The organism is Roseomonas genomospecies 6 (assembly GCF_008365375.1).
Classification (GTDB): Bacteria; Pseudomonadota; Alphaproteobacteria; order Azospirillales; family Azospirillaceae; genus Azospirillum.
This window is the reverse complement of sequence record NZ_QOKW01000003.1, coordinates 205,487-231,628: the sequence shown is the minus strand read 5'-3', so window position 1 is coordinate 231,628 and position 26,142 is coordinate 205,487. Positions and strand designations below refer to the sequence as shown.

Annotated in this window: 27 protein-coding genes; 15 read left to right on the top strand and 12 right to left on the bottom strand. The window is 68.6% G+C overall.

What is annotated here, in order from left to right; all coding sequences use genetic code 11:
- Nucleotides 1-19: 19 nt before the first annotated feature.
- The 3 genes from hslU to DS843_RS05625 form a co-directional block, all read right to left on the bottom strand.
- The gene (hslU, locus tag DS843_RS05635) at nt 20-1,360 is read right to left on the bottom strand and encodes an ATP-dependent protease ATPase subunit HslU (protein ID WP_149467902.1); all 1,341 of its coding nucleotides are present in this window, start codon (nt 1,358-1,360) and stop codon (nt 20-22) included.
- 22 nt (nt 1,361-1,382) lie between these two features.
- Nucleotides 1,383-1,931, bottom strand: a complete 549-nt coding sequence (hslV, locus tag DS843_RS05630) for an ATP-dependent protease subunit HslV (protein WP_149467901.1) — start codon at nt 1,929-1,931, stop codon at nt 1,383-1,385.
- Between the two features lie 84 nt (nt 1,932-2,015).
- Complete coding sequence (locus tag DS843_RS05625; protein WP_149467900.1) at nt 2,016-3,563, bottom strand: serine protease; 1,548 nt, start codon at nt 3,561-3,563, stop codon at nt 2,016-2,018.
- 148 nt (nt 3,564-3,711) lie between these two features.
- Between DS843_RS05625 and hisB the strand changes: the two genes are divergently transcribed.
- The 7 genes from hisB (at nt 3,712) to DS843_RS05590 (ending at nt 7,896) form a co-directional block, all read left to right on the top strand.
- Nucleotides 3,712-4,335: an imidazoleglycerol-phosphate dehydratase HisB gene (gene hisB / locus DS843_RS05620; RefSeq protein WP_149467899.1), complete on the top strand. Its 624-nt coding sequence runs from the start codon at nt 3,712-3,714 to the stop codon at nt 4,333-4,335.
- 73 nt (nt 4,336-4,408) lie between these two features.
- Nucleotides 4,409-5,053 (top strand): imidazole glycerol phosphate synthase subunit HisH, encoded by a 645-nt coding sequence (gene hisH / locus DS843_RS05615; RefSeq protein ID WP_149467898.1) that lies wholly within the window; start codon nt 4,409-4,411, stop codon nt 5,051-5,053.
- Nucleotides 5,054-5,055: 2 nt separating this feature from the next.
- On the top strand, nt 5,056-5,598 hold the full coding sequence (locus tag DS843_RS05610) for a GNAT family N-acetyltransferase (RefSeq protein WP_149467897.1): 543 nt from the start codon (nt 5,056-5,058) through the stop codon (nt 5,596-5,598).
- 14 nt (nt 5,599-5,612) lie between these two features.
- Nucleotides 5,613-6,362: a 1-(5-phosphoribosyl)-5-[(5-phosphoribosylamino)methylideneamino]imidazole-4-carboxamide isomerase gene (gene hisA / locus DS843_RS05605; RefSeq protein ID WP_149467896.1), complete on the top strand. Its 750-nt coding sequence runs from the start codon at nt 5,613-5,615 to the stop codon at nt 6,360-6,362.
- Entirely contained in the window at nt 6,362-7,162 is an 801-nt protein-coding gene (gene hisF / locus DS843_RS05600) for an imidazole glycerol phosphate synthase subunit HisF (RefSeq protein ID WP_149467895.1), read from the top strand. The genes hisA and hisF overlap by 1 nt, the downstream gene beginning before the upstream one ends.
- Nucleotides 7,155-7,496, top strand: a complete 342-nt coding sequence (locus DS843_RS05595; protein WP_149467894.1) for a phosphoribosyl-ATP diphosphatase — start codon at nt 7,155-7,157, stop codon at nt 7,494-7,496. The genes hisF and DS843_RS05595 overlap by 8 nt, the downstream gene beginning before the upstream one ends.
- A 31-nt stretch (nt 7,497-7,527) precedes the next feature.
- The gene (locus DS843_RS05590; protein WP_149467893.1) at nt 7,528-7,896 is read left to right on the top strand and encodes a histidine triad nucleotide-binding protein; all 369 of its coding nucleotides are present in this window, start codon (nt 7,528-7,530) and stop codon (nt 7,894-7,896) included.
- Nucleotides 7,897-7,979: 83 nt separating this feature from the next.
- Here the strand turns inward: DS843_RS05590 and DS843_RS05585 are convergent, their stop codons facing one another.
- From DS843_RS05585 to DS843_RS05575, 3 genes are all read right to left on the bottom strand, one after another.
- Complete coding sequence (locus DS843_RS05585; RefSeq protein WP_149467892.1) at nt 7,980-8,822, bottom strand: DUF1206 domain-containing protein; 843 nt, start codon at nt 8,820-8,822, stop codon at nt 7,980-7,982.
- Between the two features lie 113 nt (nt 8,823-8,935).
- On the bottom strand, nt 8,936-10,141 hold the full coding sequence (gene mltA, locus DS843_RS05580; RefSeq protein WP_149467891.1) for a murein transglycosylase A: 1,206 nt from the start codon (nt 10,139-10,141) through the stop codon (nt 8,936-8,938).
- A 13-nt stretch (nt 10,142-10,154) separates the two neighbouring features.
- A complete protein-coding gene (locus tag DS843_RS05575) occupies nt 10,155-10,814 on the bottom strand; it encodes a Tim44/TimA family putative adaptor protein (protein WP_149467890.1) in 660 nt (219 codons plus the stop codon).
- 257 nt (nt 10,815-11,071) lie between these two features.
- Between DS843_RS05575 and DS843_RS05570 the strand changes: the two genes are divergently transcribed.
- Nucleotides 11,072-11,677 (top strand): FxsA family protein, encoded by a 606-nt coding sequence (locus tag DS843_RS05570; protein WP_149467889.1) that lies wholly within the window; start codon nt 11,072-11,074, stop codon nt 11,675-11,677.
- Between the two features lie 101 nt (nt 11,678-11,778).
- Nucleotides 11,779-12,279: a protein-export chaperone SecB gene (gene secB / locus DS843_RS05565; RefSeq protein WP_149467888.1), complete on the top strand. Its 501-nt coding sequence runs from the start codon at nt 11,779-11,781 to the stop codon at nt 12,277-12,279.
- A gap of 143 nt (nt 12,280-12,422) precedes the next feature.
- Here the strand turns inward: secB and rho are convergent, their stop codons facing one another.
- A complete protein-coding gene (gene rho, locus DS843_RS05560; protein ID WP_149467887.1) occupies nt 12,423-13,679 on the bottom strand; it encodes a transcription termination factor Rho in 1,257 nt (418 codons plus the stop codon).
- A 359-nt stretch (nt 13,680-14,038) separates the two neighbouring features.
- On the opposite strand from rho, the gene DS843_RS05555 reads away from it, so the two are divergent.
- The gene (locus DS843_RS05555; protein ID WP_149467886.1) at nt 14,039-16,804 is read left to right on the top strand and encodes a cation-translocating P-type ATPase; all 2,766 of its coding nucleotides are present in this window, start codon (nt 14,039-14,041) and stop codon (nt 16,802-16,804) included.
- A 97-nt stretch (nt 16,805-16,901) separates the two neighbouring features.
- Here DS843_RS05555 and hemJ read toward each other — a convergent pair whose 3' ends face one another.
- Together hemJ and hemE are read right to left on the bottom strand one after the other, a co-directional pair.
- Nucleotides 16,902-17,279, bottom strand: coding sequence for a protoporphyrinogen oxidase HemJ (hemJ, locus tag DS843_RS05550; RefSeq protein WP_475849054.1), 378 nt, complete (start codon nt 17,277-17,279; stop codon nt 16,902-16,904).
- Between the two features lie 103 nt (nt 17,280-17,382).
- Entirely contained in the window at nt 17,383-18,408 is a 1,026-nt protein-coding gene (hemE, locus tag DS843_RS05545; RefSeq protein ID WP_149468083.1) for a uroporphyrinogen decarboxylase, read from the bottom strand.
- A gap of 448 nt (nt 18,409-18,856) precedes the next feature.
- Between hemE and DS843_RS05540 the strand changes: the two genes are divergently transcribed.
- From DS843_RS05540 to dnaQ, 5 genes are read left to right on the top strand one after another with little or no spacing between them, the layout of a single operon-like run.
- Nucleotides 18,857-19,723 (top strand): pyruvate, water dikinase regulatory protein, encoded by an 867-nt coding sequence (locus DS843_RS05540; protein WP_149467884.1) that lies wholly within the window; start codon nt 18,857-18,859, stop codon nt 19,721-19,723.
- A complete protein-coding gene (locus tag DS843_RS05535; RefSeq protein ID WP_149467883.1) occupies nt 19,720-20,328 on the top strand; it encodes a Maf family protein in 609 nt (202 codons plus the stop codon). Before DS843_RS05540 ends, DS843_RS05535 begins: the two co-directional genes overlap by 4 nt.
- A complete protein-coding gene (locus DS843_RS05530; protein ID WP_149467882.1) occupies nt 20,325-21,179 on the top strand; it encodes a shikimate dehydrogenase in 855 nt (284 codons plus the stop codon). The genes DS843_RS05535 and DS843_RS05530 overlap by 4 nt, the downstream gene beginning before the upstream one ends.
- Nucleotides 21,180-21,188: 9 nt before the next feature.
- The gene (gene coaE / locus DS843_RS05525) at nt 21,189-21,833 is read left to right on the top strand and encodes a dephospho-CoA kinase (RefSeq protein WP_149467881.1); all 645 of its coding nucleotides are present in this window, start codon (nt 21,189-21,191) and stop codon (nt 21,831-21,833) included.
- The gene (dnaQ, locus tag DS843_RS05520) at nt 21,826-22,503 is read left to right on the top strand and encodes a DNA polymerase III subunit epsilon (RefSeq protein ID WP_149467880.1); all 678 of its coding nucleotides are present in this window, start codon (nt 21,826-21,828) and stop codon (nt 22,501-22,503) included. Before coaE ends, dnaQ begins: the two co-directional genes overlap by 8 nt.
- A 39-nt stretch (nt 22,504-22,542) precedes the next feature.
- On the opposite strand, the gene DS843_RS05515 is transcribed toward dnaQ, so the two are convergent.
- The 3 genes from DS843_RS05515 to DS843_RS05505 are packed head-to-tail and all read right to left on the bottom strand — an operon-like array spanning nt 22,543 to nt 26,084.
- Complete coding sequence (locus DS843_RS05515; protein ID WP_149467879.1) at nt 22,543-23,517, bottom strand: quinone oxidoreductase family protein; 975 nt, start codon at nt 23,515-23,517, stop codon at nt 22,543-22,545.
- Between the two features lie 21 nt (nt 23,518-23,538).
- Nucleotides 23,539-24,060, bottom strand: coding sequence for a methylated-DNA--[protein]-cysteine S-methyltransferase (locus DS843_RS05510; RefSeq protein ID WP_149467878.1), 522 nt, complete (start codon nt 24,058-24,060; stop codon nt 23,539-23,541).
- A gap of 5 nt (nt 24,061-24,065) precedes the next feature.
- On the bottom strand, nt 24,066-26,084 hold the full coding sequence (locus DS843_RS05505; protein WP_149467877.1) for a thioredoxin domain-containing protein: 2,019 nt from the start codon (nt 26,082-26,084) through the stop codon (nt 24,066-24,068).
- Nucleotides 26,085-26,142: the final 58 nt, after the last annotated feature.

The window sequence follows — 26,142 nt, the reverse complement described above, 5'->3', positions numbered from 1 at the left end:
CACCCGTTGCCGGACAGCCTTACAGAATGAACTTCGACAGGTCGGCGTTCTTGGCGAGGCCGCCCACCTGGGCGCGGACGGTCTCCGCGTCGATGGTGACGGTCTGGCCGGCCTTGTCGCTGGCGGTGAAGCTGATGTCCTCCAGCAGCCGTTCCAGGACGGTGTGCAGGCGCCGCGCCCCAATGTTCTCCACCGTCGCGTTGATCTCCGCGGCGAGACGGGCCAGCTCGTCGATGGCGTCGTCGGTGAAGACGAGATCGACCTCCTCGGTCTTCAGCAGAGCCTTGTACTGCTTGATGAGGCTGGCTTCCGGCTCGGTCAGGATGCGGCGGAAATCCTCCTGCTCCAGCGCCCTCAGCTCCACGCGGATCGGCAGGCGGCCCTGGAGTTCCGGCAGCAGGTCCGACGGCTTGGACAGGTGGAAGGCGCCCGACGCGATGAACAGGATGTGGTCGGTCTTCACGGCACCGTGCTTGGTGCTGACGGTCGTGCCCTCGATCAGGGGCAGCAGGTCGCGCTGCACGCCCTCGCGGCTGACGTCGGCTCCGCCCTTGTAGTCGGAGCGGGCGGAAATCTTGTCGATCTCGTCCAGGAAGACGATGCCGTTCTGCTCGACCGCCTGGATCGCTTCCGAAACGACCTTTTCCTGGTCCAGCAGCTTGTCCGACTCTTCCGCCATCAGAACGTTGTAGCTTTCGGAAACGGTCATCCGCCGGGTCTTGGTGCGCCCGCCCAGCGCCTTGCCGAAGATGTCGTTCAGGTTCAGCATGCCCATCTGGGCGCCCGGCATGCCGGGGATGTCGAAGGTCGGCAGGCCGCCGGCCCCGGTGTCGGCCACCTGGATTTCGATCTCGCGGTCGTTCAGCGTGCCTTCGCGCAGCATCTTGCGGAACTTCTGCCGCGTCTCCGGGCTGGCGTTCTCGCCGCAGAGCGCGTCCACGACCCGCTCCTCCGCGCGCAGCTCGGCCTTGGCGGAAACCTCCTTGCGCAGCCGCTCTTTGGTCAGGCCGATGGCGGCCTCCACCAGATCGCGGACGATCTGCTCCACGTCGCGGCCGACATAGCCGACCTCGGTGAACTTGGTCGCCTCTACCTTCAGGAAGGGCGCCTGGGCCAGCTTCGCCAGACGGCGGGCGATCTCCGTCTTGCCGACGCCGGTCGGGCCGATCATCAGGATGTTCTTCGGCAGAACCTCCTCCCGCAGCCCTTCGGGAAGCTGCTGGCGGCGCCAGCGGTTGCGCAGCGCGATGGCGACCGCGCGCTTGGCCTCGTGCTGGCCGACGATGTAGCGGTCGAGTTCGGAGACGATCTCGCGCGGGCTGAATGCGGCGGTGGCGGCGGCGATGCTGGGGGCAGTCATGGTGGCGGACCCGGTCTGAGGGTTAGAGCTTTTCGAGCGTGACGTTCTCGTTGGTGTAGACGCAGATTCCGGCGGCGATCTTCATCGCCTTGCGGGCCACGGCCTCGGCGTCCAGACCATCGACGTCGATCAGCGCGCGCGCCGCCGACAGGGCGTAGGCGCCGCCGGAGCCGATGCCGATCAGCCCGCCCTCCGGCTCCAGCACGTCGCCGTTGCCGGTCAGGATCAGGCTGACGTTGCGGTCGGCCACGGCCATCATGGCCTCCAGCCGGCGCAGGTAGCGGTCGGTGCGCCAGTCCTTGGCCATCTCCACGCAGGCGCGCAGGAGTTGGCCGGGATGCTTCTCCAGCTTGGTCTCCAGCCGTTCGAACAGGGTCAGCGCGTCGGCGGTGGCGCCGGCGAAGCCGCCCATCACCGTGCCGCCGGCAAGCCAGCGCACCTTGCGGGCGTTCGATTTCATGACCGTCTGGCCGACGGACACCTGGCCGTCGCCGGCGATGACCACCTGCCCGTTCTTGCGGACCGAAAGGATGGTGGTGCCGTGCCACTGGATGGGATCGTGGGAAGTCATCGGGACCGTGTTCGAAGGAAGAGGCGCCCGTGCCCGAACGGACCGGCGCGGGACCGGCCGATATAGGCACATCGGAACACGGGTCTATGTGGGGGGACGGCGGGTCCCGTCAAGACCGGCGTCACGGGCCGGCCTACCGTCTGGTGAAATAGGGCCATATGGCCGGATGGGACGCGGAACGGCGTGCGTCACCTCCACCCCCATGCGGGTCAGCGCCTCCGTCACCGGGACGAAGGCAGACAGGCCGGACCCGGCGCCCGGCCGCGGACCGGAACGGGCGACACCCAGCAGGTTGCCCGCCTCGTCCACCAGCGGGTCGCCCGGCCCCGGGTCCGGCCCGGTCAGGTCGGCCTGGAGCAACGTGGCCTTCACCCCCGGTGCGGCGTCCGGATCGGCGCGCCGGGATGCCAGGATGCCCGCCGCCGCGTCGTCGCCACGCTCCAGGACCGCCGTCACCGGCTCGCTGACCGCCGGATCGTCCAGCCGCAGCGGCGCCGCGCGCAGCCGCGCCGGGACGCCGACCAGGGCGATCCCGCCCATGCGGTCGCGCGCCAGCACCGTCCCATCCAGGGCCACGCCGCGGGATGGGGTGACGGCGACCGTTGCGTCAAACCCGGCGTCGAGCGTCAACAGGACCGACTGCCCATCCAGTTCCCCCAGCACGATCCCCCTGCCCTTCCGCTCCTCCGGCCCGACGCTCACGGTGGCGGAGGCCACGCGGGCCGTGGGATCGTCGGCATAGCCGCGGAGCGGGTCCGGAACGCGGAGCAGCAGCGTCGGGCGGCGGGCCGCCTCAAGGAAGGGAGCGGCCCCGAGCGAGGCCCCGCCGGGATCGACGCGGGCTGTTGGGAGTGTGGCGGTTGACGCTACGGCTGGTCCACTTGACACATCCGGAACGGCACTTGACGCTACAGCAGGCCCGGTTGACACTATGGCGGGGCCGGTTGACACTCCCTCAGGCCGACTTGACACTACCGCTCCGCCCCGGGACACGGCGGCTCGGAAGCCCGGATCGGCGCCCAACGCCTCCGCCGCCGTGCCGAAGGCGTCCTCCACCAGCAGAACGTCGCCCTGCGGCACGCCGCTGTCCTTGCGGGCCACGCCGGTGGTGGTGAGGCGGTGGACGAGCCGGCCCGTCACGGCGTCGTACACCGTCCAGTCCACCCGCAAGCTTCCGGTCCCCGAAACACCCTCGTTCCGGCCCGTCAGCCAGCTTCGGCGGCGGCACAGGTCGCTGTTCACCGCGCGCAGGTCGCCCCGCAGGATGTAGCGGGCGCGCTTGCGGTCGAACTCCGCCTCGTAGTCGCTGCCCTGGACGCCCGCCACGTCGTAGCCGGCGTCGGCCATCACCTCGCCGAAGCGCTCCCGGAAGGTGGAATTCTCGTGCAGGCTGCGTCCGCTCGTCCAATAGACGTCCTCGTAGGGCGGCCAGCAGTCCAGCGCCCAGACATAGCGCCCGATCAGCATTCCCCGCCGCATGGAACCGAGCGACAGGCCATCGAAGCGGATCGGCTCCGTCGAACCCCGGGCGACGGGCGGGGCGGGGCGGGTCTGCGGCAGGTCTCCACCCATGCAGGCGGCCAGCGCCGACAGGGCCGTGAGAAGCAGGAGAAGGCGTCCGGGCGGCGGCATGTCCGGTGACATATCCCATTATGCGCGTCGAGCGTGTGCGGCGGTCGTCACACACACGCATTATGCGGCAACGGGTCCGCGGGTCATAGGCGTTTTCGGAGGCGGCACCTCTGGCGCGTCCGCCTGCTTCCTGATAAAACCCGGACTCATGGACCAGAGCCTTGCCAATGGCGTCCGCCGCGCCTCGATCGAGCGGAACACCACCGAAACCCGGATCAGGGTCGCCGTGAATCTGGACGGCACCGGCGTCTATGACGTGAAGACCGGCGTCGGCTTCCTCGACCACATGCTGGAGCAGCTTTCCCGCCACAGCCTGATGGACCTGACGGTGGCGGCGGAAGGCGACCTGCACATCGACGCCCACCACACGACCGAGGACAGCGGCATCGCCATCGGACAGGCGGTGGCGAAGGCGCTGGGCGACCGCAAGGGCATCCAGCGCTATGGCCACGCCTACGTCCCGATGGACGAGACGCTGACCCGCGTCGCGCTCGACTTCTCAAACCGGCCCTACCTGATCTGGAAGGTGTCCTTCAGCCGCGACAAGATCGGCGACATGGACACGGAGCTGTTCCGCGAGTGGTTCCAGGCCTTCGCGATGGCGGCGGGTGTGACGCTGCACGTCGAATGCCTCTATGGCGAGAACAACCACCACATCGTGGAAAGCTGCTACAAGGCGCTTGCCCGCGCGCTGCGGGCCGGGATCGAAATCGACCCGCGCAAGCGCGACGCCGTGCCCTCCACCAAGGGGACGCTGGGCGGCTCCCTCTGAAAGCCGGCTGCTTCGAACTCTGAAATACCGGCTGCGCCGAAAAGGCCGGGTCTCTGCTGAAGGCTCTCGTTTCATGGAAACCGTTGCGCTGATCGATTACGGCTCCGGCAACCTTCGTTCCGCCGCCAAGGCGCTGGAGCGCGCGGCGGCGGAGTCCCATGCCTCCTTCCAGGTCCTGGTGACCTCCGACGCCGACGCCGTGCGCAAGGCCGACCGCGTCGTCCTGCCGGGCGTGGGCGCCTTCGCCGACTGCAAGCGCGGCCTGTCGGAGGTTCCCGGCATGCTCGACGCGCTGGACGAGGTGGTGCACGTCAAGGGCCGTCCCTTCCTGGGGATCTGCGTCGGCATGCAGCTGATGGCGGAGCGCGGGCGCGAATACGGCGTGACGGAGGGGCTGGGCTGGATCAAGGGCGAAGTGGTGAAGCTGGAGCCCGCCGACCCGACGCTGAAGATTCCCCACATGGGCTGGAACGAATTGGACCTGCGCCGGGAGCATCCGGTGCTGGCCGGGCTGCCGGAGCGGGCGCACGCCTATTTCGTCCACTCCTACCGCTTCGCCGTCGAACGGCCCGAGGATGTGATCGCCACCGCCGACTATGGTGGACCCTTCGCCGCGGTGGTCGGGCGCGACAATCTGGTCGGCACCCAGTTCCACCCGGAAAAGAGCCAGGAGACCGGCCTCGCCCTGGTCGCCAACTTCCTGACCTGGCGGGTCTGACCATGACCGACGTCACGGTCGAACGCATCGACACGCTGAAGACCGGCGACCTGCACGACCTGTGCGACGCCGCCGACGACGCCATCAAGGCGGGCGGCGGCTTCGGTTGGGTGGCGCCCCCCGCCCGCGAGATCATGGAGCGCTACTGGAAGGGCGTTCTGGTGGTGCCGGAGCGCATCCTCTTCGTGGGCCGGCTGGACGGCGTGATCGCCGGGTCCGCCCAGTTGGTGAAGCCCGCCCGCAACAACGAGGCGCAGGCCCACGCCGCCACCCTGACCACCAGCTTCGTCGCGCCCTGGGCGCGCGGCCACGGTCTGGCCCGCCGCCTGACCGTGGCGGTGGAGGAGGAGGCGCGGGCGTCCGGCTTCCGCGTCCTGAACCTGGACGTGCGCGAGACCCAGACCGCGGCCATCGCGCTCTACGAGGATCTGGGTTTCCGGCGCTGGGGCACGCATCCCTTCTATGCGCTGGTGGACGGCAACAGGCTCGCCGGACATTTCTATGTGAAAGACCTCACCCCCGACACGCTTCACGACACGCCATAGGACGAGACACCGCGATGATCATCTATCCCGCCATCGACCTGAAAGACGGTGCCTGCGTCCGGCTGCTGCGCGGCGAGATGAGCCAGGCGACCGTCTTCAACACCGAACCCGCCGATCAGGCCCGCCTGTTCGAGAGCCAGGGCTTCGAATGGCTGCATCTGGTCGATCTGAACGGCGCCTTCGAAGGCAAGCCGGTCAACGGCAAGGCGGTCGAGAGCATCCTGGGCGCCGTGACCATCCCGGTGCAGCTCGGCGGCGGCATCCGCGACCTGAAGACCATCGGCATGTGGCTGGAGAAGGGCGTCAGCCGCGTCATCCTGGGCACCGTCGCCCTGCGCGAGCCGGATCTGGTCCGTGAAGCCTGCAAGGAATTCCCCGGCAAGGTCGCCGTGGGCATCGACGCGCGGGAAGGCTACGTCGCCGTCGCCGGCTGGGCCGAGACCTCGACCATCAAGGCGCTGGATCTGGCGCTGAAGTTCGAGGACAGCGGTGTTGCCGCCATCATCTACACCGACATCAACCGCGACGGCGCCATGGGCGGCGTGAACGTCGAAGCGACCTCCGACCTCGCCTTCCATCTGACGACGCCGGTGATCGCGTCGGGCGGCGTGTCGTCCATCGACGACCTCGTGGCCCTGAAGAAGGAGGAGCACACGGGCATCCAGGGCGTCATCTGCGGCCGCGCGCTCTACGACGGGCGCATCGAGCCGAAGGCGGCGCTGGACCTCCTTTCCGCCGCTCCCGTCACCGGAAAGGCCGGCTGATGCTGAAGATGCGCGTCATCCCCTGCCTGGACGTCAAGGACGGGCGGGTCGTCAAGGGGGTCAACTTCGTCGATCTGGTCGACGCCGGCGACCCCGTGGAGCAGGCCCGCGTCTATGACCGGGAAGGCGCGGACGAGCTGACCTTCCTGGACATCACGGCCAGCCACGAGAACCGCGACACCATCTACGATGTGGTGCGCCGCACCGCCGAGCAGGTGTTCATGCCGCTGACCGTCGGCGGCGGCGTGCGCACGGTGGAGGACATCCGCAAGCTGCTTCTGGCCGGCGCCGACAAGGTGTCGATCAACACCGCGGCCATCCACCGTCCGGAGTTCGTGCAGGAGGCGGCGGAGAAGTTCGGCGCCCAGTGCATCGTCGTCGCCATCGACGCCAAGCAGGTGGAGCCGGGCCGCTGGGAGATCTTCACCCACGGCGGGCGCAAGGCCACCGGCATCGACGCGGTGGAATGGGCCAAGCGCATGGAGTCCTACGGCGCGGGCGAGATCCTGCTGACCTCCATGGACCGCGACGGCACCAAGAGCGGCTTCGATCTCGCCCTCACCCGCAAGGTGGCGGACGGGCTGCGCATCCCGGTCATCGCGTCGGGCGGCGTCGGCACGCTGGACCATCTGGTGGAGGGCATCCGCGAGGGCCACGCCACGGCGGTGCTGGCGGCCTCCATCTTCCATTTCGGCACCTACACCATCGGGCAGGCCAAGGCGGCGCTGGCCGCCGCCGGCATCCCGGTGCGCCCGGCCCGTGCAACGGCGTCTTCCGTGGCGGAGGCGGCCCATGGCTGACGAGAAGAAAGCGCTCAACGGCAAGGTCCTGGACCGGCTCTACGCCACCGTCCAGTCGCGCAAGGGCGCCGATCCGGACACCTCCTACACCGCCAAGCTGTTCCACCGTGGCACCGCCAAAATCGCCCAGAAGGTGGGCGAGGAAGCGGTGGAGACGGTCATCGAGGCGGTGCGCGGCGACAAGGCGGCGATGGCCTCGGAATCGGCGGACCTGCTCTATCACCTGACGGTGCTGTGGGCCGACGCCGGGCTGGAACCCGCCGAGGTGTGGGAGAAGCTGGCCCAGCGCGAAGGCACCAGCGGCATCGCCGAGAAAAAGGCGCGCAAGGCTTAAATCCGATCAAGGCGGAAGGGGAAACGACGCGATGGCCAAGACCTACGATCCGAACAACGTCTTCGCCCGCATCCTGCGCGGCGAAATCCCGTGCAAGAAAGTTCTGGAGACCGAGCACGCGTTGGCCTTCCACGACATCAACCCGCAAGCCCCGACGCACATCCTGGTGATCCCGAAGGGCGCCTACGTCGATATGGATGATTTCAGCGCCCGCGCGACCGAGGCCGAGATCGCCGGCCTGGTCCGCGCGGTCGGCGAGGTGGCGCGCGGCGCCGGTGCCGCGGAGCCCGGCTACCGCATCCTGTCCAACTGCGGCGAGGACGCGAACCAGGAGGTTCCGCACCTGCACATTCACGTCTTCGCCGGGCGGCGCCTGGGGCCCATGATCACCAAGGGGTGATCGCCCCCGCTGGTGATCCACGTGAAACAAAAGGGCGCCGGGGGAAACCCTCGGCGCCCTTTTGTTTTGGCCCGGCAGCGGGCTCAGGCCATGGCGCGGATCTGGCGCTCCGCCGCCTTGCCGTCGATGCGGCGGTAGACGGCTTCGACGACGCTGAAGGCACCGAAGGCGAACAGCCCGGCTGCCACCACCCCGAGAAGCCAGGGGCCATAGGGCTGCTGCTGCAGGAACTGGAGCGCCTTGAGAAGCCCCCCGGACTCCGACGAGTCCGATTGCCACGCGGCCACCATGAAGAAGCTGCCGACCACCATGAAGACCAGACCCTTTGCGGCGAAGCCGAACCGCCCGATGGGGCAGATGACCTTCATGGTGTCCGGATCGGCGGCGAGATGACGGCGGAAGCTCGCCTTGTAGGCCTTGACGATGTGGGCGATGGCCGCACCGATGATGGCGGCCCCGACCGCGGCGACCAGCACCCGGCCCATGGGCTTGGCGAGCAGCCACGCCGTCCAGTCATGCGCCGCCGTTTCGCCGTCGCCGCTACCCCCACCGCGCCCGGACAGAAGCTTGACGGCGAAGACCGCCAGACCGCCGTGGATCACCCCGGCGACGAAGAACCCGGCACGGACCACCACCCCCTTGGCCGAGGTTCCGTAATGGTCCACGTCGAGCGCCGCCTGCATGACCCGCCACAGCGCGTAGCCCGCCAGACCGAGCGCGGTGAGGGCGAGCAGGACCGAACCGAACGGATTCTGGAACAGTTCGACCAGCGCACCCTTGGTGTCGGTCGGCCGGTTGCTTCCATAGGCCGCCGTGACGGCGAACCAGCCGACGATCAGATAGACGAGGCCCCGCGCGGCGTAACCGAGCCGCGCCAGCCCTTCGATTTCGTTGAGTCTGTCGATTTGGCGTTCGAGCGGGGTCATGGCCCCCTCCCCCCGTGTGTCAACCAGAGCCGCCGTCATCGGCGCTGGTTGACACAACCGAAGCCGCTGCGCTTCGGTTCCTCATCCGGAAGAAGGGCGGCCCCTGCGCCCTCTCAGCTCGCCGGAGCGACGGTCTTCGGCAGCAGGATGTAATATTCCCCGGCGCTCTTCATCACGCCGGCCTTCTCTTCCGCCTCCGGCCCATGGCCCCAGAAGACGTCGCCGCGGACCGGCCCACGGATGGCGCCGCCGGTGTCCTGGGCGATCAGCAGGCGGCGCAGCCGCGTCTGGGCGTCCAGCGGGTCTTCCGCGTCCAGCCAGACCGGCACCCCGTAGGGCAGGAACTTGGAATCGATGGCGAGGCTGCGTCCGGGCGTCAGGGCGACGTTCTGGGCGCCGTTCGGCCCCTCCCCCTTCAGCTCCTGGAAGAAGACGTAGGAGGGGTTCTTGTTCATCAGGGCCGCGGCCTCGCCGGGGTTGGCGCGCAGCCAGGCGCGGATGGTCTGGAGGGAGACCTCCTCCCGTTTCAGGGCGCCGCGCTCGATCAACTCCCGCCCGATGGCGACGTATTTGTGGCCGTTCTGGGCGGCGTAGCCGACGCGCGTTTCCGTCCCGTCCGGGAAGCTCACGCGGCCCGATCCCTGGATGTGAAGGAAGAAGGTGGCGATGGGGTCCTGAAGCCAAACCAGCTCCAGCCCCTTCCCGCCCAGCGCCCCGGCTTCGATGGCCGCGCGGTCCTCGAAGGGCTTCAGGCGGCCCGCGGTGACCCGCCCGGCGATGCGCTCGCCCCGCCAGCGGTCGGCGAATTCGCCCAGATCGACCATCACCAGATCGGCGGGGCGCTTGTAGAGCGGCACCGGGAAGGCCGGGTCCGGGTTGCGGCTGCCCTTCAGCTCCACCTCGTAATAGCCGGTGAAGAGGCCGCGCCGCTCGGCGTTGTTGGCGGCGGCGTAGGGGGTGAACCAGGTCTCGAAATAGGCGCGCGCCGCCGCGTCGTCGCCGGGCGGCAGCTTGGACAGCTCGGCGCAAGGCGCCTGCCAGTCCGCCGCCTTGCCGCCCACCCCGTCGGGGCCGATGGAGCGGTCGGGGGCCAGCGCCTTGACCTTCGCGCAGGAGCGCTGGAAGGCCGGCACCGCTTCCGCCACGCGGTCGGCGCTCCAACCGGGCAGCGCCGTGAAGGCGACGGGGGTGAGGACCAGCTTTTCGGGCGGTGGGGACGGCGGGGTCTTGGCCTCCTCCTCCTTCCGCTCGCAGCCAACGAGAAACGCCGCGGCAAGGACTGCCGCGGCGCTGAGACGAACCACCGGATGAGAGAGCATCAGAACCGATCGGTCATTGAGGGGTGCGGGTTTCGACGAGCGCCCAGTTCGGATCGCTGGCGCGGGTGTTGCGGGCGAAGGTCCAGACGTCCACGGCCTCGACCACGGCGTTCGGATCGCCGTCCACCACGGCGCCGGCGCTGTTGCGCACGACGTTCATCTGCTCCGACACGAACTTCACCGTGACCAGCGCGGTGCGGCCGTCCATGCGGGCCTCCACCACGTCGGCGTCGGTGATGGTGTCGATGCGGGTTTCCAGAACCTCCCCCGCCGACTGGCGCTCGCGCACGGCGCGGGCGAAGTTGTCGTAGACCTCGTCCGACAGCAGCGGGCGCAGCGTCGCCGTGTCGCCCTTGGCGAAGGCCTCCACGATCATCTGGAAGGCGCCGCGGGCGCCCTGCAGGAAATACTTCTCGTCGAAGCTGGGATCGGCGGCCTTGATCTGCTCCAGCGCGGTGGCCAGAGACACCGGCTCGTCCGGCGACGGGGCGGCGTTGGGAAGGGGCCGCTCGCGGCCCGGCATCGGCACCACGTTGTCCGGCTGGTTGTTGGGGCGGGCCGTGAACGGGTTGGGCCGCTGCCGTTCCTCACCGGTGCGGCGGCCGAGAACGCTGCGCAGCCGGTACACGAGAAACGCCGCGATCATCGCGAAGATCAGAATCTCGACGAACACAAACCCATCTCCCATCATCCATCCTTCCGGGTGACTGAAGGCCGGCCCCGAAATCACCGGCCCCGCTTGATCCACTACTGGACCCTCCGGCGGGTGAGCATTAAGTGTACCGAAACGGCACAGCGACCAGAACCCCGCTCAACGACTCCGCCGAGGATTCCACCCGATGACCCGTGCCGGAGCTATTCTTCCAACAAAGATCGGGTGTCGTACCCAGGTGTAGATAGGCCCTTGGGGTTGAAAGAGCAAGGACGGCCATGAATCCACTGTTGCTGTTGTTCCTTCTGCTGCCGATCGCGGAGATCGCGACCTTCATCGAGGTCGGCGACTGGATCGGCGCCGGTCCCACGATCGGGCTGGTGATCCTGTCGGTCATCCTCGGCTCCGTGCTGATCCGCTGGCAGGGCCTGTCCGTCCTGAAACGCGCGCAGGAAGCGGCGGAGCGTGGCGAAAGCCCGGTCGGCGCGGTGTTCGAGGGGTTCTGCGTCGTCGCCGCCGGCCTGCTGCTCATCATCCCCGGATTCCTGACCGACATCGTCGGGCTTCTGCTGTTCGTGCGTCCGGTCCGCAACGCCCTGGGCCGCTGGCTGTTCGAACGTATGAAGGGGGCCGGTTCCTTCCGGATGCATGGCCGCATGGGCGGCCATAGCTGGAGCAGCGGCGATCCCGCCGGCCCGTCCGGTCCCGCGCGCAACCGTCCGCCTCCGGGCGTGATCGACGTCGAATACCAGGAGGTCGATCCCGACGGCAGCCGTCCCGGAACCGCCGGTCCGGCGGACCGCGGCGGGCCGGACGACCCGCCCAAGCTCGGTGACTCCCGCTGGGCGCCGCCCGGTTCGCCCTACCGCAACGACCGCGGGTGAATCGCACCGGTTTCACTTTGTGGAGCCAGCGGTTCCGTGCTAGCCAGCGGGTCTTGAAGACCTTTCCATCGTGATGCCGCCCCGCGGCCAGGAGTTGTTCCATGTCCGATCAGCAGACCAACGGTCAAGACCAGGAAGCCACCTCGTCGCTGCCGATGCATGTGTTGGCGCAGTATGTGAAGGACCTGTCCTTCGAGAACCCCAACGCCCCGCAGAGCCTGCTGCCCGGCCAGCCGCAGCCGCAGGTCAACATCGGCGTGGACGTCCAGGTTCAGCCGATGGGCGAGGATGTCTACGAGGTCGTGCTGAAGCTGCATTGCGAGGCCAAGCAGGCCGAGGCGACCGCCTTCCTGGTCGAGGTCGCCTACGGCGGCCTGTTCCAGCTTCCGGGCCTGCCGCAGGAGCATCACCGCCCGGTTCTGCTGATCGAGGCGCCGCGCATGCTGTTCCCGTTCGCCCGCGCCATCGTGGCCGGCTGCACCCAGGACGGCGGCTTCCCGCCGCTGATGATCAACCCGATCGACTTCGTGGACCTGTACCGCCGCCAGACCGCCGGCCAGCAGCAGGCCGCGTCGGAAGAGGCGCCGCAGTCCCCGTTCTGATGGCGCCGTTCTGATAGGGCCGGCCGCAAGGGCCGAAAAGAAAAGGCGGGAGGCTCCACCGGGGCCTCCCGCCTTTTTTCATGCCACCTCCCCCGCCCTTGGACCGGACGGGGGCTGAGCGGTTCCGAACTGCTGATTTCCAACTACTGATTCATGGATTCGAAGAACTCCGAGTTCGACTTGGTGTGCTTCAGCTTGTCGACCAGGAAGTCCACCGCATCGGTCACGCCCATCGGCATCAGGATGCGGCGCAGAATCCACATCTTGGAGATGGTGCCCTTGTCCACCAGCAGCTCTTCCTTGCGGGTGCCCGACTTGGAGATGTCGATGGCCGGGAAGGTGCGCTTGTCCGAGAGCTTGCGGTCCAGCACGATCTCCGAGTTGCCGGTGCCCTTGAACTCTTCGAAGATCACCTCGTCCATGCGGCTGCCGGTGTCGATCAGCGCGGTCGCGATGATGGTCAGCGAACCGCCTTCCTCGATGTTGCGGGCCGCACCGAAGAAGCGCTTCGGGCGTTGCAGCGCGTTGGCGTCCACACCGCCGGTCAGCACCTTGCCCGAGGAGGGAACGACGGTGTTGTAGGCGCGGGCCAGACGGGTGATGGAGTCCAGAAGGATCACCACGTCGCGCTTGTGCTCGACCAGCCGCTTGGCCTTCTCGATGACCATCTCGGCGACCTGGACGTGGCGCGTCGCCGGCTCGTCGAAGGTGGAGCTGATGACCTCGCCCCGCACGGAGCGGGCCATGTCGGTCACCTCTTCCGGACGCTCGTCGATCAGCAGGACGATCAGATAGGCTTCCGGATGATTCGTGGCGATGGAATGGGCGATGTTCTGGAGCATCACGGTCTTGCCGGTGCGCGGCGGCGCGACGATCAGCCCGCGCTGGCCCTTGCCCAGCGGCGCCACGAGGTCGATGATGCGGCCCGTGAAGTTCTTCTTGGTCGGGTCGTCGACTTCCATGCGCAGCCGCTCTTCCGGATAGAGCGGGGTCAGGTTGTCGAAGTTGATGCGGTGGCGGACCTTGTCCGGCGCATCGAAATTGATGGTGTTGACCTTCAGGAGGGCGAAATAGCGCTCGCCGTCCTTGGGCGCGCGGATCTGGCCTTCCACCGTGTCGCCCGTGCGCAGGCTGAAGCGGCGCACTTGGCTGGGGCTGACGTAGATGTCGTCGGGGCCGGGAAGATAATTGGCTTCCGGCGAGCGCAGGAACCCGAAACCGTCCTGAAGAACCTCGAGCACGCCATCGCCGTAGATCGGAACGTCGTTTTCCGCCAACTGCTTCAGGATGGCGAACATCATGTCCTGCTTGCGCAGCGTGCTGGCGTTCTCGATCTGCAGTTCCTCCGCGAACGCCAGCAGTTCGGCGGGGCTCTTGCACTTCAGCTCTTGGAGATGCATGGGGGTGCCTTAGGGAATCGTCATGCGAGGGGGGAGTGCCAGAGGTCCCGGGCCGGCGCAGGGTGCGTCGGTTGAGCGTCGGACGGCGCTGAAGGCGGGGGAATGCCTGTCGGACGTCGCGCCCAGATCGTTGGGGAGGGACGGAACGGCGGATGTGGGATGGGTGTCCGCGAGGCTTGCCGCCCCGTGGTAAAAAAGATGGTTAGCGGATCGCCGGCTGCAAGTCAAATGAAAGCGAATTCTTGGACACGGACGACTTCCGGCGCGTCTTCCCGCGGGTCATGATGCCGCATCCCCTGTTATCCAGGCAACCGGGGCACGACCTGGACAGTCTGGACAGAAACGGTTTGGTTGAGATCATGAGCCCGCATGACCGTTCCGGAGCCGGAACCATCGTTGCTCCCGAAGCCTCCACCGATGCCCTTCCCTGGCATGCCCAGCCGCCGGACCAGGCCCTCGCCGCCCTGGACAGCCCCGACGACGGCCTGTCGCCGGACGAGGCGGCGGCCCGTCTGACCCGGTACGGTCCCAACCGGCTGACGCCGCCGCCCCGGCGGTCGGCGCTGATGCGCTTCCTGGCGCAGTTCGACAACCTGCTGATCTATGTGCTGATCGCCGCGGGCGTGGTGACGGTGCTGCTGGGCGAGTATGTGGACGCCGCGGTCATCGCCGGCGTGGTGCTCATCAACGCGGCCATCGGCTATGTCCAGGAGGGCAAGGCGGAGCAGGCGCTGGACGCCATCCGCAACATGCTGTCCCCGCACGCGGTGGTGCTGCGCGGCGGGCGGCAGGTGACCGTCCCGGCGGAGGAGCTTGTGCCCGGCGACCGGGTGCTTCTCGCCTCGGGCGACCGGGTGCCGGCGGACCTGCGGCTGGTCCGGGTCAAGGGGCTGCGCGTGCAGGAAGCGGCGCTGACCGGGGAATCCCTGCCGGTCGCCAAGAGCGCCGACGCGGTGGGCGCCGACGCCCCCCTGGCGGAGCGCGGCGGCATGGCCTATTCCGGGACGCTGGTGGCCCAGGGACAGGCCGCGGGCGTCGTGGTGGCCACGGGGGACGCGACGGAGCTGGGCCGCATCGGCACCCTTCTGGCGGGCGTGGAGGAGCTGACCACGCCCCTGCTCGCCCAGATGGCCGTCTTCGGGCGCTGGCTGACCATCGGCATCCTGGCGCTGACCGCTCTGACCTTCCTCTATGGCACGTTGGTCCAGGGGGAACGCTGGTCGGACATGGTCATGGCCGCGGTCGGGCTGGCGGTGGCGGCGATTCCGGAAGGGTTGCCGGCGGTGATGACCATCACGCTGGCCATCGGCGTCACCCGCATGGCCCGGCGCAACGCCATCATCCGCCGCCTGCCGGCGGTGGAGACTCTGGGCTCGGTCGGGATCATCTGCTCCGACAAGACCGGCACGCTGACCCGCAACGAGCTGGTCGTGCAGACCGTGGTCACCGCGGCGGGCGACTGCGTGGTGACCGGCTCGGGCTACCGTCCGGAGGGCGAGTTCCGGCGCGACGGCAAGGCTCTGGACCCCGCCGCCGATCCCGTGCTGACCGAGCTGGCCCGCGCCGCCCTGCTGTGCAACGACGCCCAGCTTCAGCGCGGCGAGGACGAGGGGGACGGCGGTGGCGGCTGGACCGTCGCCGGCGACCCGACCGACGGGGCGCTTCTGGCGCTGGGCATCAAGGCCGGGCTGGACGCGCGGGAGGAATCCGCCCGCCACCCGCGCACCGACGTAATCCCCTTCGAATCCGAACACAAATTCATGGCGACCCTGCACCACGACCACGAAGGCCACGGTCTGCTGTACGTCAAGGGCGCGCCGGAGCGCGTGCTGTCCATGTGCGCACACGTACGGGGACCGGACGGCGCCGCCCCGCTCGACGCCGCCCACTGGTACGCGCGGGTGGAGGAGCTGGCGGTGCAGGGCCAGCGCGTCCTGGCGCTCGCCGTCCGCCCCGCCCTGCACGGCCAGACCGTGCTGGACATGAGCGACGTGCAGGAGGGGCTGACCCTGATCGGCCTGTGCGGCTTCATCGACCCGGCGCGCGAGGAGGCCGTCGCGGCGGTCGCCCAGTGCCAGGCGGCGGGCATCCGGGTGAAGATGATCACCGGCGACCACGCCGGCACCGCCCAGGCCATCGGGCGCCGGTTCAACCTGTCCGGCGATGCCGTGTCCGGGACCGAGCTGGACCGGCTGGACGACGAGGCGCTGGTGGCCGTGGCGCGCGACGCCGACGTCTTCGCCCGCACCACGCCGGAGCACAAGCTGCGCCTCGTCCGCGCGCTCCAGAAGGCCGGCCATACGGTCGCCATGACCGGCGACGGGGTGAACGACGCCCCCGCCCTGAAGCGCGCCGACGTCGGCGTCGCCATGGGCTGCAAGGGCACGGAGGCCGCGAAGGAGGCCGCCAGCATGGTGCTGGCCGACGACAACTTCGCCTCCATCGCCCACGCCGTCGAGGAAGGCCGGACCGTCTACGACAATCTGCGCAAGACGATCCTGTTCATGCTGCCGACCAACGGCGCCCAGGCGCTGGTGATCCTGGTCGCGGTGCTGGCCGGCTACACCCTGCCGATCACGCCGGTCCAGATTCTGTGGGTCAACATGGTGACGGCGGTGACTCTGGGCCTGGCGCTCGCCTTCGAACCCCCGGAGGCGGAGGTGATGAAACGCCCGCCCCGTCCGCAGGACGAGTCGATCCTGCCGGGCTTCCTGATCGGGCGCATGGTGCTGGTCATGGCGCTTCTGGTCTCCACCAGCTTCGGGTTCTTCCTGCTGCACGAAGGGCACCTCGACCCCACCCCGGTCGCCCGCACCATGGCCGTCAACGCGCTGGTGATGGGGGAAATCTTCTTCCTGCTGAACGCTCGGGCGGTCACCGCCTCGGTCATGAACCGGCGGGGCCTGTTCGGCAGCCGCCCGGTCTGGATCTCCATCGGATTGATGCTGGTCTTCCAGTTGGCCTTCACCTACGCCCCACCCTTGCAGGCCCTGTTCGGCACCGCGGCGGTGGACTGGACCCAGTGGGTGGCCATGACGGTGGCGGGTCTGGCGATCTTCCTGGCGGTGGAAGCGGAGAAGGCGGTCACCCGCCGGGTGATGGGGCAGCGGGCACCATCCCCTTGATGGAAAGAAACTTGTTGCTTCGAGCCCCCACCCTGACCCTCCCCCGCGAAGTGGCGGAGGATTAAAGCGGGGACCCGAAGCAACACCTCTCGTGAACTCAGAACGGCTTCACGATCACGAAGATGACGATGCCGATCATCAGCAGGGTCGGCGCCTCGTTCCACATCCGGAAGAAACGTTGCGGGCGGGTGTTCCGGTCCGCCTCGAAGTCCTTGCGCCAGCGCGCCATCATCATGTGCGTGGCGGTCAGGGCCAGGACGAACAGCAGCTTGGCGTGCATCCAGCCCTGTTTCATCCAGGCCGGTTCCATGACGATCATTGCGATGCCGAACAGATAGGCCGCGCCCATCGCCGGATTCATGATGGCGCGCAGCAGTCGGCGCTCCATCACCTTGAACCGTTCCGAGGATTCGGAGCCCGGCGCCGCCTCGCAGTGATAGACGAACAGCCGCGGCAGATAGAGCAGCCCGGCCATCCAGGCGATGATGCTGATGACGTGCAGAGCCTTGACCCAGAGATAAAGCACCGGAGTCCCCTTCCTTCCGTTGTCGGTCGCTGTCTTGGAATCCGCCGGGGCCTCAGCCCCGGTTCGGCCAATCCCGGATCAAACGGGCCAGCTCCGCCACATGCTCCGGCGGGGTGGTCTGGATCACGCCGTGGCCCAGGTTGAAGACGAACGGCTTGCCGGCCAGCGTCTCCAGAATCTCCGACGCGGCGTTGCGCAGGGCCTCGCCACCGGCGGCGAGCATGATCGGGTCCAGGTTGCCCTGCACCGGCAATCTGGATTGCAGATTCCCGGCGGCCCAAGCCACCGGGACGGTGGTGTCGAGCCCGACCGCATCCACCCCACTGCCCGACACGTAAGCCTCATAGGAGAGGCCCGCACCGCGCGGGAAACCGATGATCGGAATCGAGGGGTGCCGGGCCTTGACCCGATCCACGATGCGCCGCGTCGGTTCGATCACCCAGCGGCGGAATTCGCCCGCCGGCAGGACGCCCGCCCAACTGTCGAAAAGCTGCACCACCTCGGCCCCGGCCTCGATCTGGGTGCAGAGATAATCGGCGGTCACCTCGACCAGCAGATCCATCAGCGCCCCGAATCCCGCCGGGTCGCCGTAGGCCCAGCGCTTCACATGCGCGTACTCCTTGGAACCGGCCCCCTCCACCATGTAGCAGGCGATGGTCCAGGGAGCCCCTGCAAAGCCGATCAGCGTGGTGTGCGCCGGAAGCGCGATGGAGAGGCGGCGGACGGTCTCGTAGACCGGCTCCAGCCGCTCGTGGAAGCGGTCGCGCGACAGGCGCTTCAGGTCTTCCACGTTTCTCACAGGGTCCAGCTTCGGCCCCTCCCCTTCCTGGAAGGCCAGCGGTTGGCCCAGCGCGTGCGGCACCACCAGGATGTCGGAGAACAGAATCGCCGCGTCCATGTCATAGCGGCGCAGCGGCTGGAGGGTCACCTCCACCGCGTGGTCGGGGTTGTAGCACATGTCCAGGAAGCTGCCGGCCTTGGCGCGCAATTCCCGATATTCCGGCAGGTAACGGCCGGCCTGGCGCATCAGCCAGAAGGGCGGGCGCTGACGCACCTCGCCGGCAAGGGCTGCGAGCATCGGCTTGGCAATCTTGGACACGGCCTCGGACACGGCGGATCGTTCCCCTGTAAGTGAATCGGGTCTGCGGGTTCTCACCCCCTACTCAGTATTCTTTTTAGGAAGAGAAAGGAAGAAGGGGTGGTGGATGCCTGTGGAAAACGGGAATCCCCGCTTTGCCCGGAATCATCCACAAGCCGGGCGGCGCCCTGTGGACGAAAACGCGATTCTGTGGACGACTCCGGACGCTTCCTCCGGAAATGGCGGAAATGCTATATCGGGAAGCATGGGAATCCCGTGGATAACATGGTCCGCGCGAGTCATTGTTCCCATGTTCCGAAGAGGGCGCGCGGATTGTCCCGAAGGGGGCGCCGGCGGGGGCGACGAGTCCTGCCCTGGGGGACAGAATCCAGGAGATCCCCGTTGTCCACAGAATCGGACCGGGTTCTCCACAACACGTTGGGGACGGATGAGACAGTTCCACCTGCATCTTGTGTCTGACGCGACCGGCGAGACGATCAACAGCGTCGCCCGCGCCTGCGTCATCCAGTTCGACGACGTTCGCCCGGTCGAGCATTTCTGGAATCTCGTGCGGACCGACCGTCAGCTCGACATGGTTCTGGAGGGCGTCCAGGAGAATCGCGGCCTCGTCATGTTCACTCTGGTGGACGAGAAGCTGCGCCGCCGGCTCCAGGACTTCTGCCGCGAGGTGCAGGTGCCCTGCATTCCGGTGCTCGATCCGCTGATCAACGCGCTGGCCGCTTTCCTGGGCGTGGAATCGCAGCGCCAGCCGGGCCGTCAGCACGCCTTGGACGCCGAGTATTTCGGACGCATGGACGCTATGGATTTCGCGCTGGCGCACGATGACGGCCAGTCGAACTGGGACCTGCACGAGGCCGACGTGATCCTGATGGGCGTGTCGCGCACGTCCAAGACACCGACCTGCATCTATCTGGCGAACCGCGGCATCAAGGCGGCGAACATCCCGATCGTCCCCGGATGCCCGATGCCGCCGGAGATCGAGAAGCTGACCCGCCCCCTGATCGTCGGCCTGACCAAGGACCCGGACCGGCTGGTGCAGATCCGCCGCAACCGGCTGAAGCTGCTGAACCAGAACGAATCCTCCACCTACGTCGATCCCGAGGTGGTGCGGGCGGAGGTGACCGACGCGCGGCGCATGTTCACCCGGCGCGGCTGGCCGGTGATCGACGTGTCCCGCCGCTCCATCGAGGAGACGGCGGCCGAGATCATGATGCTGCTCGCCCGTCGCCAGTCCGGCGGGCTTGCGCCCCAGACTCCTCCCTCCCCGGGTCCGGCCCAGGGTCCGGCGGCATGAGCGGCGGGACACCCGCCGTCGTCCTCGCCTCCGGCTCCCGCACGCGGGCGGAGATGCTGGAGCGCGCCGGGGTGCGTGTGACGCTCGCCCCCGCCGCGGTGGACGAGGAGGAGATCAAGCTCGCCGCCCGCGCCGAGGGCGCCCCGGTCGAGGATGTGGCGGAGGCTCTGGCGGAGCTGAAGGCGCAGCGCGTCACCCGCAAGCATCCCGGCGCCCTGGTGATCGGCGCCGACCAGATGCTGGAGTGTGAAGGCCGGTGGTTCGACAAGCCCGCGGACCGGGCGGCGGCGCGGGCGCAGTTGCAGGAGCTGCGCGGCAGGACGCACCGGCTGGTGAGCTGCGCCGTGGTGATCCGCGACGGGGAACGGCTCTGGCACCATGTGGACCGCGCCCGCCTGACCATGCGCCCCTTCAGCGACGCCTTCCTGGACTCCTATCTGGCTGCGTCGGGCGACGACGTGCTGCAGTCCGTCGGCGCCTATCATCTGGAGGGGTTGGGCGCGCAGCTCTTCCATCGGGTGGAAGGCGACTTCTTCACGATCCTGGGGCTGCCGCTTCTGCCGCTGCTCGGGTTCCTGCGGGTGCATGGGGTGATTGCGGAATGACGATCAGCGGCAAGGCGAAACTGGCCGGCGTGATGGGCTGGCCGATCGGGCATTCGCGCTCGCCCCGGCTTCACGGCTATTGGCTTGAGCAGTACGGCATCGACGGCGCCTATGTGCCGCTGGCCGTCCCGCCCGACCGGATCGAGCAGGCCATCCGCGCCCTGCCCGCGCTCGGCTTCCGCGGCTGCAACGTGACGGTGCCGCACAAGGAGGCCGCCTTCCGCACGGTGGACCGGCTGGACGCCACCGCCAAACGGATGGGCGCGGTGAACACCATCGTCGTTGGCGAGGACGGGTCTCTGGAAGGCCGCAACACCGACGGCTTCGGCTTCATCGAGAACCTGAGGAGCGGTGCACCGGGCTGGAAGGCTGCGGACGGTCCGGCGCTGGTCATCGGAGCCGGCGGCGCGGCGCGGGCCGTCGTCTCCTCCCTCCTGGACGAAGGCGCGCCACAGGTTTGGCTGGTGAACCGCACGCGGGCGAGGGCGGAGGAACTGGCGACCGATATCGGCAACGGTGACGGGGGCGGTGCCATCGAAGTGGCCGATTGGGTTTCACGTGAAACGCTTCTCGAAGGGGCGGCGCTGGTGGTGAACACGACCACGCAGGGCATGGCGGGTCAGCCGCCGTTGGAGTTGGACCTCCGCGCCCTGCCCGGCTCCGCCGTCGTCACCGACATCGTCTACACGCCGCTGATGACGCCCCTGCTGGCCGATGCGCAGGCGCGCGGAAACCGCGTGGTGGACGGCGTCGGCATGTTGCTCCACCAGGCCCGTCCCGGTTTCGCCGCTTGGTTCGGGCGGGAACCGGAGGTGACCGAGGGGCTGAAGGCGGCCGTTCTCCAGGGCTGAGGTCTGACCATGATCGTGCTGGGACTGACCGGCTCCATCGGCATGGGCAAGAGCACGGCGGCGCGCATGCTGAAGCGCATGGGCGCGCCGGTCTGCGACAGCGACGCCGTGGTGCACGGCCTGCTGGGGCGTCATGGCGCCGCCGTGCCGGCCATTGACGCGGCCTTCCCCGCCGTGGTGGTGGACGGTGCCGTGGACCGGCGGGCGCTGGGCGCCGCGGTCTTCGGCAACCCGGCGGCGCTGAAGCGGCTGGAGGCGATTCTTCACCCTGCGGTGCAGGCGGCGCAGCGGCGCTTCCTGAAACAGGCGGCGCGGCGCGGCGTGCGCGTGGCGGTTCTGGACATCCCCCTGCTGTTCGAGACGGGCGGGGAGCGGCGGGTGGACCGCACGGTGGTGGTCACCGCACCCTTCCTGGTGCAGAAGTCACGGGTGCTGGCGCGGCCGGGCATGACGTCGGAGAAGTTCGCCGCTATTCTGGCGCGGCAGATGCCCGACGCGGAAAAACGGCGGCGCGCCGATTACGTCGTCAACACGGGCGACGGGCGGCGGGCCACCCGGCGGGCTTTGCGCAACATCGTCGCCGACGTGAAGCGGCGCCGCGGACGGCAATGGCCGCCGCGGGGATACCAGCCCGGACAGGTGGTTCATGCGTGAGATCGTCCTCGATACGGAAACGACCGGCTTCAAGCCCGAGGAAGGGCACCGGCTGATCGAAATCGGCTGTGTCGAGCTGCACAACCATGTCGCCACCGGCAAGACCTTCCACTGCTACGTCAATCCGGAACGCGACGTGCCGCCGGACGCCGTGGCGGTGCACGGGCTGACGACGGAGTTCCTGTCCGACAAGCCGCTGTTCAACGACGTGGTGGCGGAGTTCGTGGCCTTCATCGGCGACGCGCCGCTGGTGATCCACAACGCGGCCTTCGACATGCACTTCCTGAATTGGGAGCTGCGGATCGCCGGCTATCCGGTGATGCCGAAGGACCGGGCCATCGACACGCTTCTCATGGCGCGGCAGAAGTTCCCCGGTGCGCCGGCCACCCTGGACGCGCTCTGCAAGCGCTTCGGCGTGGACAATTCCAGCCGCACCTACCATGGCGCTCTGCTCGACGCCCAGCTTCTGGCCGAGGTGTATCTGGAACTGCGCGGCGGGCGTCAGGCCGGTCTGGCGCTGGCCTCCGGCCCGGCGGCGGGCGGTCCGGCGGCGACCCGCATCGACCGCCCCTACCGCGCCCCGCGCCCCCACGCCCCGAGCGAGGAGGAACTGGTGGCCCACGCGGAGCTTCTGAAGAAGCTGAAGAACCCTCTCTGGGCCGCGGAGTAGGCTGTTCCCTCTCCCGGGGCGGGAGAGGGCCGGAACGCCTTACGGCAGCAACACCGTCGAACCGGTCGTCGCGCGGGACTCCAGCGCCCGGTGGGCCTCCGCCGCGTCACGCAGCGGGAAGGTCTGGCCGACGTTGATGGTCACGCCGCCGGAATGCACCACCTCGAACAGATCGGCGGCGCTGGCCATCAGGTCGTCGCGCTTGGCGACGTAGGTGAACAGCGTCGGGCGCGTGACGTAGAGCGAGCCCTTGGCCGCCAGAACCTGGAGATCCAGCGGCGGAACCGGCCCGGACGCCGCGCCGAACAGCACCATGAATCCGCGGGGCTTGAGGCAGTCCAGGCTGTCCATGAAGGTCGTCTTGCCGACGCCGTCATAGACCACCGGCACGCCCTGCCCGTCCGTCAGGTCCTTCACGCGGTTCACGAAGTTCTCGCGCGTGTAGACGATGGGATGGTCACAGCCGTTGGCGCGGGCCAGCTCCGCCTTCTCGTCGCTGCTGACCGTGCCGATCACGGTGGCGCCGAGATGCTTCGCCCACTGGCAGAGGATCTGGCCGACACCGCCTGCGGCGGCCTGCACCAGGATCGTGTCCCCCGGCTGCACCACATAGGTGGAGCGCAGAAGGAACTGGGCGGTCATGCCCTGGAGCAGCATGGCGGCGGCCTGCCGGTCCTCGATCCAGCTTGGCAGCGGGATCAGCCGGTCGGCGGGGGCGAGGCGGGATTCGGCATAGGCGCCGATCAACGGCGCGTAGCCCACCCGGTCGCCGGGCTTCAGCGTCGTCACGTCCGGCCCCACGGCCTCGACCACGCCGGCGCCCTCGGTTCCGATGACGGCGGGAAGCTGCGGCAGCTTGTAGGCGCCGGAGCGGTGGTAGGTGTCGATGTAGTTCAGCCCGACGGCGGTCTGGCGCAGCCGCACCTGACCGGGGCCGGGCTCGCCCACCTCGATCTCGTCCCAGCGCAGCGCTTCGGGTCCGCCGTAATCGTGGATGCGGATCGCGTGAACCATGGTGGTTGGTCCCTTCCCTTTTTATAGAAGCTGAAGCTCCAGCGTATCGCCGGTCTTCTCATCTGTCATCCGGTGCTGCCGCTCGTGGCGGAGCAGCCAGTCCTTCGTCTGCAAGCCGCCCAGGCCGGAATAGCCACCGGGCGCCCCGCCGCCCCCGACGATGCGGTGACAGGGAATGATGACAGGAATCGGGTTGGCGCCGCAGGCCCCGCCCACGGCCCGTGGCGCGGTGCCCAGCATCCGCGCGACATCGCCGTAGGTCAGCACGCCGCCATAGGGGATGGCACGCATCGCCGCCCAGACCTGTTGCCGGAAAGCCGTCCCGCTGGGGGCCAGCGGCAGGTCGAAGTCCAACCGCGTCCCGGCAAAATAGTCGCGGAGCTGGCGCGCCGCCTCCTCCAGAACGGGGTCCGGCCGGTCGTCCCCCAGCCGTCCCCAGTCGAGAGCCACGATGGCGCCGGAAGCGCTGCTGACGGTCAGCAGGCCCAGCGGGCTGTCGATGGTTAGGCTCCCGACGGTCGGATTGCTGGGCAGCGTCCCCATGGGTCTCATCTCCGGTTCAAGGCGGTGGCCAGGGCCTCGGGCGCGGTGACCGGCGGGGAGCAGGTCATCCCGCTGCAGACATAGGCGGTCGCCACCCCGTCCTGCATGCCCTTTCCGTGGGCCGGATGCTCCGCGGGCAGCTCCGTCCCCGGCGGAAGGACGCTGAGGATGCGGTCGGGAAGCGAGCGGTCCAGCACCGCCCTGCGCAGCGCCGCCGTGTCCGGCGCCTGCGGGTCTCCGACGATGACGATCTGCTGCGCCTTCTGGAGAAGCTCCGCCGCGTTCAGATAGGTCGGCAGCGGGAAGAAATTGCGGCTCAGTTCGCCGGAGAAGGCGGCGGAGAGAGCGTCCGCCCGGTCCCGGTAGGCGTCCTCCCCCGTGCGGTGGTGCAGCGTCGCCAGCACGGCCAGCATGGTGCCGTTGCCGCTGGGCGTCGCCGCGTCGTTGGCCGACTTGGTGCGGACGATCAGGTCGCGCGCGTCGTCCGCCGTGTAGAAATAGCCACCAGCTTTCGCGTCCCAGAAATGCGCGTCGAGCACCCGCACCCAGGCCCGCGCCTGCTCCAGGGCCTCCGCGTCGCCGGTCGCCTCGTGCAGGGCGAGCGCGCCGCGCGCCATGTGGGCGTAGTCGTCCAGCGTCGCCCGGTGCTTGAGCTGCCCGGCCCGCCAACTGTGCAGCAGGCGTCCGTCCTCGGTCATGTGGTCGCGGACGAAGGCGAAGGCGCGACGGGCCGCCTCGATCCAATCCGGCTCGTCGAAGACCATGCCGGCGTGGGCGAGCGCCGCGATCATCAGGCCGTTCCAGTCGGCCAGAACCTTGTCGTCCCAGCCGGGCTTGATCCGTTTCTCGCGCTCCCGCCAAAGGATCGCCCGCTGCTCGGCCAGCGTCGCCTCGGTCTCGGCATCCAGCGCCTCGATCCGGTGCAGCCGGTTGAGGATGGTCGCCCCCTCCCAGTTGCCCTGAGGCTTGACGTCGTAGGCGCGCTTGAAGACCTCCGCGCCGGGGCCGAGGAGGCGGTCGATCTCCTCCTCGTTCCAGACGTAGAAGAGGCCCTCCTCCCCCTCGCTGTCGGCGTCCTGGGTCGCGGCGAAGCCGCCGCCTTCGGCGACCATCTCGCGCAGGACCCAGCCGACCGTTTCACGAATGCGTGCCTCGAACAGCGGTTCCCGCTCCTCCTGCCAGACCAGCGTCAACAGGTCGAGAAGCTGGGCGTTGTCGTAGAGCATCTTCTCGAAATGCGGCACCAGCCACATCTCGTCCACCGAATAGCGGGCGAAGCCGCCGCCCAGATGGTCGTAGATTCCGCCCTGGGACATGTGGGCCAGCGTGTTGGTGACCGCGGCGCGGAACGGCTCCTTCCCCGTGCGCAGCCAGGCCCGCCACAGAAGCTCGAAGATCGGGACCTGCGGGAACTTCGGGGCGTGGCCGATGCCGCCGTGGAAGGGGTCCACCTCGCGCACGAGCCGGTCGGCGATCTGGTCCAGCACGGCGAGGTCGATCTCGCCCGCCGCCCGGTTCTCGGCCAGCTTCTCCAACGCATCCTTCAGCGCCGTGACGTTGCGGGTCACGTTCTCCGGCTTGCTGCGGTAGGTCTCCGCCACGCCGCGCAGCACGTCGGGGAAGCCGGGCCGTCCATAGCGCGCCGCGGGCGGGAAATAGGTGCCGCCCCAGAAGGGCTCGGCGTCCGGCGTCAGGAACATGGTCAGCGGCCAGCCGCCCTGCTGCCCCAGGAGCGACAGGGCCGACTGGTAGATCTGGTCCACGTCGGGCCGCTCCTCCCGGTCCACCTTGATGTTGACGAACAGCTCGTTCATCACCCCGGCGATTTCGGGATTCTCGAAGCTCTCGTGCGCCATGACATGGCACCAATGGCAGGCGGCGTAGCCGACCGACAGAAGCACCGGCTTGTTCTCGCGCTTCGCCCGTTCGAAGGCCTCGGGACCCCAGGCCATCCAATGGACGGGGTTGTCCTTGTGCTGGAGCAGGTAGGGGCTGGTCTCCCGGCCAAGCAGGTTCGCGGGCATGGTGGGCGCTTCCGGTCTGTGGCGTTGGTTTGGTTGGGAATAAACTGGCGCGGCGGTG